Raw genomic sequence first — 12,624 nt, forward strand, 5'->3', positions numbered from 1 at the left:
GCCGAGGGCCGAGGCCTCAGTTCGCCTCCTCGTCGCCGGGCTCGAAGGTCTCCGGCATGGTCGACTCGGCGCTGGCGACCGGCGTCGGCGCGCTGATCGTCGAGGGCACGTTCACGCCGTCGCGCTTGTAGATGTCGTCGCGGAACTGCACGAGGCCGTCCGGGGTCGACCAGGCGGTGATGTAGGTCCAGTAGACCGGCACCGGCTGGGTCAGCGTGGCGTCGATGCGCTTGCCGCTCTCGATCGCCTGCTCGACCTGCTCGCGGCCCCAGCCGGGCGTGTCCTTCAGGAGCCACGTGATGTACTCGCGCACGTTCTGCACGCGCACGCAGCCCGAGGAGATGAAGCGGAAGTCGTCGCCGAACACGCCCTTGGTGTTCGTGTCGTGCATGAACACGCCGTAGGGGTTCGGGATGTTGATGCGCACGATCCCCATCGAGTTGAAGTCGGCGCCCGAATCCTGCCGGTAGGTGTAGCGCGTGCCCTCGTCCGAGAACCAGTTCACCGACTTCGGCGAGATCTCGCCGCCGCCCGACAGGATGCGGATCTTGTTGTCGGTGAGGTAGTTCGGATCCTTCTGCATCTTCGGGATGAGGTCCTTCTTCACGATCGAAGCCGGGACCGTCCAGGTCGGGTTGAAATTGATCTGCGTCGCCTTGGTGTTCATGATCGGCGACTGGCGGTCGATCTTGCCGACGCCGGCGGCGTGCAGGGTCACGACCTGCCCGTTCTCGACCGTCTGGACGAGGGCCGCCGGGATGTTGGTGATGACGAAGCGGTTGCCGAGGTTGCCCGAGTAGGAGCGCAGGCGCACCGCGTTGATCTCGAGCTGGCGCAGGCGGATGTCGGCCGGCACGTTCATGGCCTGCTGCGTGGCGAGGCTCATGGCGCCGGTCTGGCTGAGCCCGTGGCGGGCCTGGAAGCGCTTCACGCCGGCGGCCACGTAGGAATCGTAGACGCCCGAGGTGCCGGCGGCCGCGTCGAGGTCGCCGGTGACGATGAGGCGCTGGCGGACGGCCGCGACCGCCGGGCCCTTGGCGCCGATGCGCAGGCGGTCGGCGCCGCCGACCTGCCGCCAGCCGCCGCGGGCGACGATGTCCTTGTAGCGCTCGACCATCTGCTCGGTCGCCGCCACGGTCTGGGGCGACAGGATCGGGGTGGACGAGCGCTGCACCTGCATGGCGGCGGGCGATGCGTAGTCCTGCGCCCACTCGGCCTGGGCGAAGCCGCCCGGTTCGCGGGCGAGGGCGCCGCCCGCGGTGGCGGCGGTGGCGAGCAGCGCGAGGCTCGTGGAGACCCGCAGGGTTGCCAGTTTCAGCATGGGCCGGTGGCTCTGTCCGTCGGTGGGCGAGATACGGGTTCGGCAGGCCGGATCGCCCGCCGCGCCCCTTGTCGCCGGGGTATCTGGGTACGGTTAAGAACCCATGGGGACCCGGCCAGAATGTGGCGCGCGGGTGCGGCGGCGCACCCGCCACGGCCCCGCTCGTCCCGTCGCCCGGCTGCCCGAGCGTGGCCGTGGCAGAAAAGCCGCACCGTCGCGTTTCGGGACCGGGCCGTCCCGCACCGGGACGGCAAGCGCCGGTCACGGCCCCGCCCCTCCCCTTCCGGCGCGTCGCCGCCGGTGCGGCGCCGGCGCATTAACGTTATGTTTAGCTATCGTTACCGGATCGCCCCGCGGGGCGCTAGGATTGCGTCCACGACCACGCGATCGGCGTGCGGATCCCGACACGGGACGCCGCCCGAACCGGGGTTCAGGAGGCAAGATGAACGGCTTCGACGTCACGTTCCGCGACGAGCGCGACTGGGTGGATTTCGGCCGGACCTATGTGGGGTCGGAGGCCTTCCGCGCCCTCTTCCGCGACGGCATGGCGCTGGTCGAGGAGACCGCGGCCTATCTCGACGGCGAGGGCCGCGAGGAGTCCCGCCTGATCTCGCGCGACGCAACCCTCTGCTACGCCTCAGAGAGCATGCGGCTGACCACGCTGCTGATGCAGGTCGCCTCGTGGCTCCTGGTGCAGCGCGCCGTCTCCGAGGGCGAACTGACCCCGAGCCAGGCCCTTCAGGAGAAGAACCGCGTGCGGCTCGCCGCCGCCGAGCCGCCGAAGCCCGAGAGCTTCGGCCTGCTACCGGTGCGGCTCCAGAACCTGATCCTGCGCACCCGTCGCCTGCACAGCCGCATCCTGCACCTCGACGGCCTGATCTCGGAAGACCGTCCGGCCCCGGTGCCGCGCGAGAGCCCGGTGGCGGCCCAGCAGGGCCTGCTCCGCTCGGTCTTCCAGCACCACTGAGGACGCGCCCGTCGTCCCCTCTCGCTCTGGGGAGGGAGAGGGACGCACGGGGCCCGAAGCACCGTGCGGGCACGAAAAAAGGGGCGCTTCCTTGCGGAGGCGCCCCTTTTTCATGCCGTCCCGGAGGCCGGCGCGCCGCCTCAGCGGCGGCCGACGAGGTTGCCGAAGCGCGAGTTGAAGCGCGAGACGCGGCCGCCGCGATCGAGCATCTTCTGCTCGCCGCCGGTCCAGGCCGGGTGGGTGAGCGGATCGATGTCGAGGTTCAGCGTGTCGCCTTCCTTGCCGTAGGTCGAGCGCGTCCGGTAATCGCTGCCGTCGGTCATCACGACCTTGATGAAGTGGTAGTCGGGGTGCTCGGTACCCTTGGCCTTCGCGGCCGCGTCCTTCGCCATGACCTTTGTCCCTGCAGTGCCGTCCGGGTGGGGATCGCCCCGCCCGCCGGGTTGACCTGGTGTTCTTGGAATTGTTGCAATGAACCCGAGGTTCATGGCAACGGCTCGTGCAACGCCGACCGGCCCGTCTCTAGAGGCCCGCGGCCATTCAACACGCGCAATCGGATGAAGCCGCGCGTATATCCCAGGCTCCGTCCGCGAACAAGCGCACTCGTACAGGGTGGGATCCGAACGGAACGCCATGGGTAAGACAACACGCGGGGCCGAGGGGCGCGGCAAGGCATCGCTCGGCGCCCTGCGCCCCCTCCTCCCCTACGCCGCGCGCTATCGCGGCCGCATGCTCGCGGCGCTGGTCGCGCTGGCCGCCGCCTCCGCCGCCACCCTGACGGTGCCGATCGCGATGCGGCGGGTGATCGACCACGGCTTCTCGGCCGAGGGCTCCGCCGTCATCGACGCCTATTTCCTGGCGCTGCTGGGCGTGGTCACGGTGCTGGCGCTGGCCTCGGCCGCCCGCACCTACACTGTGACGACGCTCGGCGAGCGCGTGGTGGCGGACCTGCGAAGCGCCGTCTTCGCCCGCCTCACGGTGCTCGACCCGGCCTTCTTCGACCGCACGCAGTCCGGCGAGATCGTCTCGCGGCTCACCGCCGACGCCACGCAGGTGAAGGCGGTGTTCGGCGTCTCGATCTCGATCCTGCTGCGCAACCTGTTCCTGTTCATCGGCGCGGTCGCCATGATGGTGGTGACGAGCCCGCGGCTCTCCGTGATGGTGCTGGCGGCCATCCCGCTCATCGTCTTCCCGCTGATCGTCTCGGGCCGCGGCGTGCGCCGCCGCTCGCGCGCCGCGCAGGACCGGCTCGCCGACGCCTCCGCGTACGCGGCCGAAGCCGTGGGGGCCGTGCGCACCATGCAGGCCTTCGGCCGCTCGGAGGCCACCGCCGCCCGCTTCGCCGCGGCCTCGGAGGAGGCCTACGGGGCGGCCCGCAACTCGATCCGGGCCCGCGCCCTACTGACGGGCGTCGCCATCTTCCTGATCTCGACCAGCGTCGTCGGGGTGATGTGGTACGGGGCGCAAGGGGTGCTCAGCCACCAGATGAGCGCCGGCCAGCTCTCGCAGTTCGTGCTCTACGCGGTGTTCGGCGCGGGCGCGCTCGGCCAGCTCTCCGAGGTCTACGGCGAGATGGCGCAGTCGGCCGGCGCCGCCGAGCGCCTGGCCGAGATCCTGGCCGCCGAGCCGGCGATCGGCCGGCCGGCCGATCCAGTGGCTCTACCCGTCCCCGCCCGCGGCGCCGTGACCTTCGAGGCCGTGCGCTTCGCCTACCCGACCCGCGAGGAGAAGCCGGCCCTCGACGGTCTCACCTTCCGCGCGGCGCCCGGCGAGCGCATCGCGCTGGTCGGCCCGTCGGGTGCCGGCAAGAGTACCGTGCTGCAACTGCTGCTGCGCTTCTACGACCCGCAGGCGGGCCGCGTGCTGGTCGATGGCGTCGATCTCGTCCGCACCGATCCGGACGACCTGCGCGCCCGCATGGCGCTGGTGCCGCAGGACCCGACCGTGTTCTCCGGCACGGTGATGGAGAACATCCGCTACGGCCGCACCGAGGCCGGCGAGGCGGAGGTGCGGCGCGCGGCCGAGCTCGCCCACGCGGCCGGCTTCATCGAGGCCCTGCCGCAGGGCTACCACACCCAGATCGGCGAGCGCGGCGTGACGCTGTCGGGTGGCCAGCGCCAGCGCATCGCCATCGCGCGGGCGATCCTGAAGGACGCGCCGATCCTGCTCCTCGACGAGGCGACCTCGGCCCTCGATGCCGAATCGGAGCGGGCTGTGCAGCAGGCGCTCGACACGCTGATGCGGGGCCGCACTACACTGGTCATCGCCCACCGGCTCGCCACGATCCGCGCCGCCGACCGCATCCTCGTCCTCGACGAGGGCCGGATCGTCGAGGCGGGCACGCACGAGAGCCTGCTGGCGCAGGGCGCGCTCTACGCGCAGCTCGCCGCGCTCCAGTTCACCGACGCGCTGGACGAGACCGCCCGCGGCAAGGGCCAGCGGGCGCGGACGGAGACGCTGCCGGCGGCGGAGTAGCGGCGGCGCCTTCAAGGAAGCCCGTGCCTCCTGCGGGCAGCCACCGCGAGAGTCGGCGGATCCCTTCTCCCTGCCGTGCGGGGAGAGGGCATCGGCGACCTCGTCGTCGCCGAAGCGAGGCGGCGCATCGATCCCGAAGGGACCGACCCGGGGGTTGATGGGGCTTCGACGAAAGAGGCTTGTCCGGATCCGCCCCCTCACCGCCGCTGCGGCCTCGCCTCAGCCTCCCGCAGGCACGACAAGGTGCCCGCGGGCCTCTCCCCGCACGCGGGGAGAGGGAGAGCCGCGGTAGCCAGTGTGATCGACCGGAAACGATCTCGCGTAGCGGACGAGATGCGTCGAAGAGAGTCGAACCCCTTTAGCGCCGCGCGGGGATCAGCGCCCCGAGCGCGGCGACGAGCCAGCCGGCCATCAGGGCGGTGCCGCCGATCGGCGCGGCCATCGGGAAGAGCGGCCTCGTATAGAGCGCCCGCAGCGCGAGGTCGCCGCTGAACAGGGCGAGGCCGGCGAGCAGCAGGAGCGCGGCGAGCCGCGTCGGCCACGCCCGCGTCAACCCGGCACCGCCCAGCGCGGCCAGGGCCAGGATCGCAGGCGCGTGGAAGAGCAGGAACTGCGCGGCGGTCTTCAGCGAATCCGTGCCCGTCCCATGCGCGGCCGCGGCGGAGGCCGCAACGCCGAGTCCGCCCGCGAGGGCGGCCAGCGCGACGACCAGCCGGTCGGCAAGGCTCACGGCGCGCGCTCCGCGAGCAGCCGGGCGATCGCCGCGCGCAGCTCCGGCACGCCGCTGTCGTCGCGGCTCGAGGTCAGGATGATCTGCGGGAAGGCCGCCGGGCGCCGGGCAAGCGCGGCCTCGATGCCGGCGAGCCTGTTCGCGACCTCGGACTTCTTCAGCGCGTCGGCCTTCGTCAGTACGATCTGGTAGCTGACGGCCGCCTTGTCCAAGCCGTCGAGCACGTCGGTGTCGAGGCTCTTCAGGCCGTGGCGCGCGTCGATCAGCACGAAGACCCGGGCGAGGTTGGCGCGGCCCTTGAGGTAGTCGTGGATCAGCCGCGTCCAGGCCTCGACCTTCGCCTTCTCGACCGCGGCGTAGCCGTAGCCCGGCATGTCCACGAGGCTGAGGCGCGGACCGACCTTGAAGAAGTTGAGCTGCTGCGTCCGCCCCGGCGTGTGCGAGGTGCGCGCCAGCGTGTTGCGGCCGGTGAGCGCGTTGATCAGGCTCGACTTGCCGACATTCGAGCGACCCGCGAAGGCGATCTCGACATCCTCCATCGGCGGTAGCCGGTCGAGGGTCTGGGCGGCGGCGTAGAAGTCGGCGGCGCCCGCGAAAAGCAGGCGGCCGGCCTCGATGAGGCCGGCCTCCTTGTCGTCGTCCGTCTGGTTCACGAGGCGGGTCTCAGCTCTTGGCGGCCACGTTCTTCGACGCGCCGCGACGGAACGTGCCCCTGAGGTTGTCCCACAGCTCTACCTTCACGCCGTTGCGGCGCATGATGACGTATTGCTGGATCACCGAGAGGGTGTTGTTCCAGGCCCAGTAGATCACCAGGCCGGCCGGGAACGAGCCGAGCATGAAGGTGAAGATGATCGGCATGAAGGTGAAGACCTGCGCCTGGACCGGGTCCGGCGGCGCGGGGTTCATCTTCATCTGCACGAACATCGTGATGCCCATGATGATCGGCCAGATGCCCAGATGCACGAAGTCGGGCGCGGCGTAGGGCAGAAGGCCGAACAGGTTGAGGAAGCTCGTCGGATCGGGCGCCGCCAGATCCTGGATCCAGCCGAAGAAGGGCGCGTGCCGCATCTCGATGGTGATGAACAGGACCTTGTAGAGCGCGAAGAAGACCGGGATCTGGATCAACACGGGCCAGCAGCCGGCGACCGGGTTGATCTTCTCCTTCTTGTACAGCTCCATCATCGCCTGCTGCTGCTTCATCTTATCGTCTTTGTACCGCTCCCGGATGGAGGCCATCTCGGGCTGCACGGCCTTCATCTTGGCCATGGAGACGTAGGAGCGGTTGGCGATAGGCAGGAAGAAGAGCTTCAGGATCGCCGTGACGACGAGGATCGAGACGCCGAAATTGCCGAACAGGTGGAAGAAGAAATCCAGCGCCCGGAACATCGGCTTGGTGATGAAGTGGAACCAGCCCCAGTCGATCATCAGATCGAACTGCTTGATGCCGAGATTCTTCTCGTAGGCGTTGATGGTGTTGACCTCCTTGGCGCCCGCGAACAGGCGCTGGGTCGAGGCCAGGGTGGCGCCGGGCTCGACGCTGCGGCCGTCACCGCGCACGCTCGCCTGGTAGACCTGGGTCCGGCCGTCCGCGCGCTCGGTGAAGGCACCCGTATAGGGGGTCTGCTGGTCCGGGATCGCGGCCGCGGCCCAGTACTTGTCGGTGATGCCGACGAAGCCGCCGGTCACGTTCGACCACGCCTTGCCCTTGGTGTTGGCGCCGCCGTAGGCGCCCTCCTTGGCGAGGTGGTCGTAGGTGTATTCCTGCAGGCCGTCGTTGCCGAGGACGCCGATCATGCCCTCGTGCAGGACGTAGTAGCCTTGGGTATGCGGCTTACCCCAGCGCGAGACGAGGCTGTAGGGATAGAGCGTCACCGCGCCCGAGCCCTTGTTCTCGACCTCGTCGCGGACCGTGAACATGAACTTGTCGTCGATCGCCAGGATGCGGCGGAAGACGAGGCCGGCGCCGTTGTCCCAGGTCAGGGTGACCGGCATGCCGGGCGAGAGCGTCTCGCCGCTCGCCGTCCAGAGCGTGTCGTTGGTGGGCAGCGGGCCCGCGTTCTGGCCGACCCAGCCGAACTCGGCGTAGTAGGGCGTCTCGGTGCCGGCGGGCGAGAACAGCACGATCTCCGGGCTCTTGTCGTCCACGGTCTCGTGGTAGCCCTTGAGCTTCACGTCGTCGATGCGGCCGCCCTTGAGCGCGACCGAGCCCGAGAGCGCCGGGGTCTCGATGCGGATGCGCGGCGAGCGGGCGAGCACCGCGTCGCGCGGCTCGGGGGCGGAGGGGTTCGTGCCGGCGACCGGCGCCGCCGGGCCGCCCTCCTTAGGCGCGGGCGAGGGCACGCCGTCCGGGCTGACGCCCGGGGGCTGCGCCTGCGTCTGAGCCTGCTGGTTCTGCAGGGCGGCCTGCCGCTGCTGCTCGACCCGCGGCGCGGCGACGAAGTAGTTCCAGCCGAGGAGCACGACGAGCGACAGGGCGATCGCCACGATCATGTTCGTCTTGTCATTGCCCATCTGGGACACCGCCGCACGCGTTCGAGAGGGATTGCGGGAGAGACGCGGCCGGAGCGGGAGAGCCCGCCGCGCGACCGTGAGGTGTGGGTTGGTCCGGCTTGCCGCCAGAGGTCTTGCCGCCAGAAGTCGGCCCGGGCGCGCCGCGCTGGCCCGAGCGTCGCGGGCGGGGACCGGCGTCGGGGCCGCGTGCCTTGACCACTGCGGTGACCGCGCGGCGCAGATCGTCCTTCAGGGCGTCGAAGGGGGCATCGAGCGCGGGGCGCCGGGCAATCAGCACGATGTCGGCCGGAACGACGGGCAGGTCGGCCGCCACCGCCGCCACGGCCGCGCGCAGACGCCGCCGGATGCGGTTGCGCTCCGTGGCATGGCCGACCCGCTTGGTGATGGTGAAGCCGACACGCAGAGCCTTCGGGTCGTCCGGGGCCGCGCCATCGCGCAGTCGTCCCTGCCCGGTCATGCGCTCGGTGTGAAAGCGGCGCCCGTCGGCCGCCGCTAGGAAGTCGGGCCGCCGCCTGAGCCGCTCGATCGTCGACATCGCCGATCCGACCCCGCTGGCCTCGATGGTCGCGGGCACCCGGGCGGGTGCCGCGAGGGGGTCCGCCTTACGCGGACAGGCGCTTGCGGCCGTGGGCGCGACGGCGCGCGATCACCTTGCGGCCGCCGGCGGTCGCCATGCGGGCGCGGAAGCCGTGACGGCGCTTACGGACGAGCTTGCTCGGCTGGTAGGTTCTCTTCATGGCGATGCCTTCAGGGTCGAGGCGCGTTCGCGGACGGCGGCTGCCGTGTGCCCGACCTTCACGCGTCCTGGAGAGTGTCTGCAAACGCGAAGGGCGCCCGAACGGGGCGCCTCGACGCGACTGGCGGGCTTATGGCGGAAGGGTGCGGCGAAGTCAACGTTTCGTGCAAGGCCTGCGCCCTCAGGCGCGGCGGCACAGGTCGGCCGGGTCCGCGCGGCGATCGAGCACGAGGGCGACGGCGAGGGCGCTCAGGCTGGCGACGAACGGCGCCAGCGCCAGAACTCCGGGACCGAGCGGTCTCCAGCCGAGACCGACGGTGAGGAGGCCACCGGGAAGCGCGGCTGCAACGAGGTGAAACATCGGGCGCATCTCGCGACGCGCGCTCCATGCCCGCATCCGACGGGAAGGCTTAGAAGATCCACCCCGTTTTGGAATACGCCGAACAGGGCAGATCGGCGAAAATCATACCCTTCCCAGGTCTATTTTCATGCGGCCCACCACCGTCGGTGCATGACCTTCGGATCCCGCTACCTACGATCAGGACACCCTCAGTGTCCCTCGAACTCCATCAGGGTCCGGACCGGAACGCCGAGGTCGCGCAGGCGCTGGGCGCCGCCGATCTCCGGCAGGTCGATGACGAAGCAGGCCGCCACGATCTCGGCGCCCATGCCGCGCAGCAGGTTGATCGCGGCGGTGGCGGTGCCGCCGGTCGCGATGAGGTCGTCCACCAGCAGCACCCGGTCGCCGGGCTTCACCGCATCGACGTGGATCTCGATCTCGTCGGTGCCGTATTCCAGCGCGTAGGCCATCGAGACGGTCTTGTGCGGGAGCTTGCCCCGCTTGCGGATCGGCACGAAGCCCGAGGAGAGCTGGTGGGCGACCGCACCGCCCAGGATGAAGCCGCGCGCCTCAATGCCGGCGACCTGATCGATGCGCCCGCCCGCGAAGGGATGGACCAGCGAATCGACGGCCCGGCGGAAGGAGCGCGGGTCGCTGAGCAGCGTGGTGATGTCCCGGAAGACGATGCCGGGCTTCGGGTAGTCCGGAATCGAGCGGATCGAGTCCTTCAGCGCGGCGTGGCGGCGGGCTTCCATGGGCGGGACCATCCTGTTGCGGGAGCGGCCTCGAACCGGGCCGCGCACGGGCTTGCCGGTGTCGGGTGCGTCAGCCCTGCGCCTTGCGCAGGATGGCCAGCAGCTCGCGCTGCAGCGTCTCGTTGCCGGCGCAGACCGAGCGGGAGGCGAGCGGCTCGGCCGCCCCGTCCGCCGCGGTGACGAAGCCGCCGGCCTCGCGCACCAGGATCACGCCAGCGGCGAAATCGTAGGTCTGCAGGTCGCGCTCCCAGTAGGCGTCGAGGCGCCCGCAGGCCACGTAGGCGAGGTCGAGCGCCGCCGAGCCCATGCGCCGCGTGCCGCCCGAGACCGCCATCACGGCCGCGACCTCGCGGAGCAGCCGCGGGTGGTTGCCGCGCCCGAGATAGGGCGTGCCGTAGCCGACGAGGCCGTCGGTCATGTCGGTGCGGCCCGAGACGCGCAGGCGCCGGTTGTTGAGATAGGCGCCCTTGCCGCGCTCGGCCACGAACAGCTCGTCCTTGACCGGATCGTAGATCACGCCGGCCACGATCTGGCCCTCGCGCTCGAGGCCAACCGAGATCGCGAAGTGCGGGATGCCGTGCAGGAAGTTCGAGGTGCCGTCGAGCGGATCGACGTGCCAGGTGTGGCTCTTGTCGGTGCCCTCGATCAGGCCGTTCTCCTCCAGGATCAGGCTGTAGCCGGGGCGCGCCTTCATCAGGGCGTCGCGCAGCACCTCCTCGGCCTTGCGGTCGGCCGCCGAGACGAAGTCGCCGGGGCCCTTGCGCGAGACCTGGAGGTTCTCGACCTCGCCGAAGTCGCGGCGCAGGCCGCGCGAGGCCTTGCGCACGGCATCGACCATCACGGTCATCAGGGGAGACGAGATCATCGCGAAGTCCGGTTGTGCAAAGAGCGTTGGCCGCCCGTTAAACGCTCGCGCGCGCGGAATCGAGCCCCCGGCCCGCATGGGAGCCATCGCGCGGCCGACGCGAGGGGCGGATGTGGGATGTCCCGGCCTCAGCCATCGGCCGGCTCGCCCAGCGTGTCCTCGACGTAGATTTGCTCCAGGAGCACCTTGATCACCGCCATCAGGGGCAGCGCCAGCGCGATGCCCCAGAGCCCGAAGATCACGCCGAGCAGGAGTTGCCCGGCGAAGATCGTGGCGGGCGGGATGTCCAGCGCCCGCTTCTGGATGAAGGGCGTCAGCCCGTAGCTCTCCAGACACTGGACCGCGAGGTAGACGCCGAGCGCGCCCAGCACCCCGTTCAGGCCCGAGCCCAGGCTCGCCAGCAGGATCACCACGCCCGCCACCAGGGGCCCGATCGTCGGCACGAAGGCGAGCAGGCCGGCCTGCAGCCCGAGGATCAGCGCACCGCCGATCCCCAGGAAGGCGAGGCCTGCCCAGGTGCAGAGGAAGATCACCGCCATGGTGAGGAGTTGGCCGAACAGCCAGTGCCGCAGGGTCTCGCCCGCGCCGTCGAGCACGCGCGCCCCCCGCGGGCGCTTGCGCGGGGGCACGAAGCGCAGGAGCCCGTCGCGGTAGCTGCCGGGATCGGCCGCGAAGGCCAGGCCGAGGAAGGCGATCACCGCGACGTTGCCGAGGGCGTTGAACAGGCCGAGCACCACGGTCGCGGCGGGGCCGAGGACGCTCGACGCGTCCGAGATCAGCGAGCCGGAATTCTTCAGGATGCTGCTCGCGAAGCCGCCGAATGCGCCCTTCCCCGCGTCCCTGCCGGGCTCTTTCCGATCCTTGTCGGCTGGATCCTGACCCGGCTCGCCGCCCTCGCCCGGGAACGGCACGTCGATACCCCGCTGCTGCAGCCAGTCCTTCACGGTACCGGCCTGGGCCCCGACCGTCCGGCCGAGGTCGCGCCCCTGCTGCGCGATGGTCGCGCCGCCGAGGCCCGCGAAGCCCGCGACGGACGCGGCCAGCACGAGGCTCGCCAGCGTCAGCCGCAGGCCCCGCGGGATCGGCAGGACGTATCCGAGCCCCCGCGTCAGGCCGTCGAGGAAGACCCCGAGCAGGACGCCCGCGAAGATCAGCAGCAGCGTGTCGGCGGCCATCCAGGCGAGGGCCAGGGCGACGCAGAAGCAGACCACGCCGATCCCGGAGAGCGCCAGCGGGGCCGCCCCCCGCCAGGGCCCGACCGGCCCGCGCAGGGCCTCCGTTCCGTCCCGCGCCATCGCCTGAGCCATCGCTTCCCCCTGCCGCCCGCCCGTGCCCGTGGTCGCGCTCACGCCCAGCGCTCCGCCGCCGCGTCGTCGGCCTCGGTCGCCTCGACCCAGCCGCCGGTCGTGCCGTCGGCGAGGTGCTCGCGCTTCCAGAAGGGGGCGCGGGTCTTCAGGTAATCCATCAGGAAGGTCGCCGCCTCGAAGGCGGCGACCCGGTGGCTCGAGGCGGTGACGACCAGCACGATACCGTCGCCCGGCGCGACGAGCCCGTGCCGGTGGACGACCCGCACCGCCTGAAGCGGCCAGCGCGCGCGGGCCGCCTCGACCACGCGGCCGATCTCGGCCTCGGCCATGCCCGGGTAATGCTCCAGTTCCAGGCCCTTCAGCCGCCCGCCCTCGTCCCGGCACAGCCCCGTGAAGGTGACGACGGCACCGGCCCGGCCGCCATGCTCGGCCTCGACCCGCGCGATCTCGGCCGCGACGTCGAAGGGCTCGGCCTGGATGCTGACGGGATCGGGCGTGGGATCGGGCATACGGAACTCAACGCGCGGCGGGTGCTGTCCCGCCCCGAGCCTGACACTCGGGGCGCGGGCGGCTATATGGCACGGCAGGCGCCCCGGTGCAGGCCCACCGCCCCAACC

Annotated in this window: 14 protein-coding genes; 2 read left to right on the forward strand and 12 right to left on the reverse strand. The window is 71.1% G+C overall.

All coding sequences use genetic code 11. The annotated features are described in order from the left end of the window. Positions 1-16 precede the first annotated feature (16 nt). Positions 17-1,321 (reverse strand): L,D-transpeptidase family protein, encoded by a 1,305-nt coding sequence (locus MFF56_RS01750; RefSeq protein ID WP_066924697.1) that lies wholly within the window; start codon positions 1,319-1,321, stop codon positions 17-19. 442 nt (positions 1,322-1,763) lie between these two features. On the opposite strand from MFF56_RS01750, the gene rcdA reads away from it, so the two are divergent. Next, on the forward strand, positions 1,764-2,288 hold the full coding sequence (gene rcdA / locus MFF56_RS01755) for a protease adaptor protein RcdA (RefSeq protein WP_066924695.1): 525 nt from the start codon (positions 1,764-1,766) through the stop codon (positions 2,286-2,288). Between the two features lie 140 nt (positions 2,289-2,428). On the opposite strand, the gene rpmE is transcribed toward rcdA, so the two are convergent. Then, positions 2,429-2,680 (reverse strand): 50S ribosomal protein L31, encoded by a 252-nt coding sequence (rpmE, locus tag MFF56_RS01760; protein ID WP_066924693.1) that lies wholly within the window; start codon positions 2,678-2,680, stop codon positions 2,429-2,431. A gap of 241 nt (positions 2,681-2,921) precedes the next feature. Between rpmE and MFF56_RS01765 the strand changes: the two genes are divergently transcribed. Continuing rightward, a complete protein-coding gene (locus MFF56_RS01765; protein WP_066924691.1) occupies positions 2,922-4,763 on the forward strand; it encodes an ABC transporter transmembrane domain-containing protein in 1,842 nt (613 codons plus the stop codon). Between the two features lie 358 nt (positions 4,764-5,121). Here MFF56_RS01765 and MFF56_RS01770 read toward each other — a convergent pair whose 3' ends face one another. From MFF56_RS01770 to MFF56_RS01815, 10 genes are all read right to left on the reverse strand, one after another. After that, complete coding sequence (locus MFF56_RS01770; RefSeq protein ID WP_066919986.1) at positions 5,122-5,493, reverse strand: DUF423 domain-containing protein; 372 nt, start codon at positions 5,491-5,493, stop codon at positions 5,122-5,124. Then, complete coding sequence (gene yihA / locus MFF56_RS01775; protein WP_066919988.1) at positions 5,490-6,146, reverse strand: ribosome biogenesis GTP-binding protein YihA/YsxC; 657 nt, start codon at positions 6,144-6,146, stop codon at positions 5,490-5,492. Before yihA ends, MFF56_RS01770 begins: the two co-directional genes overlap by 4 nt. Before the next feature lie 10 nt (positions 6,147-6,156). After that, entirely contained in the window at positions 6,157-8,004 is a 1,848-nt protein-coding gene (gene yidC, locus MFF56_RS01780; RefSeq protein ID WP_066919989.1) for a membrane protein insertase YidC, read from the reverse strand. Beyond that, positions 7,994-8,539, reverse strand: a complete 546-nt coding sequence (gene rnpA / locus MFF56_RS01785) for a ribonuclease P protein component (RefSeq protein WP_082772924.1) — start codon at positions 8,537-8,539, stop codon at positions 7,994-7,996. The genes yidC and rnpA overlap by 11 nt, the downstream gene beginning before the upstream one ends. A gap of 67 nt (positions 8,540-8,606) precedes the next feature. Beyond that, entirely contained in the window at positions 8,607-8,741 is a 135-nt protein-coding gene (rpmH, locus tag MFF56_RS01790; RefSeq protein WP_007558110.1) for a 50S ribosomal protein L34, read from the reverse strand. A 180-nt stretch (positions 8,742-8,921) separates the two neighbouring features. Continuing rightward, on the reverse strand, positions 8,922-9,101 hold the full coding sequence (locus MFF56_RS01795; RefSeq protein ID WP_156453562.1) for a hypothetical protein: 180 nt from the start codon (positions 9,099-9,101) through the stop codon (positions 8,922-8,924). Positions 9,102-9,289: 188 nt separating this feature from the next. Continuing rightward, complete coding sequence (locus MFF56_RS01800) at positions 9,290-9,835, reverse strand: adenine phosphoribosyltransferase (protein ID WP_066919991.1); 546 nt, start codon at positions 9,833-9,835, stop codon at positions 9,290-9,292. A gap of 70 nt (positions 9,836-9,905) precedes the next feature. Then, positions 9,906-10,700, reverse strand: a complete 795-nt coding sequence (locus MFF56_RS01805) for an inositol monophosphatase family protein (protein WP_066919993.1) — start codon at positions 10,698-10,700, stop codon at positions 9,906-9,908. 128 nt (positions 10,701-10,828) lie between these two features. Further along, on the reverse strand, positions 10,829-11,995 hold the full coding sequence (locus MFF56_RS01810; RefSeq protein WP_238229361.1) for an AI-2E family transporter: 1,167 nt from the start codon (positions 11,993-11,995) through the stop codon (positions 10,829-10,831). Positions 11,996-12,045: 50 nt separating this feature from the next. Next, the gene (locus tag MFF56_RS01815; protein WP_066919995.1) at positions 12,046-12,516 is read right to left on the reverse strand and encodes a molybdenum cofactor biosynthesis protein MoaE; all 471 of its coding nucleotides are present in this window, start codon (positions 12,514-12,516) and stop codon (positions 12,046-12,048) included. Positions 12,517-12,624: the final 108 nt, after the last annotated feature.

This window comes from Methylobacterium hispanicum, from assembly GCF_022179285.1.
GTDB classification, from domain to species: domain Bacteria; phylum Pseudomonadota; class Alphaproteobacteria; order Rhizobiales; family Beijerinckiaceae; genus Methylobacterium; species Methylobacterium hispanicum.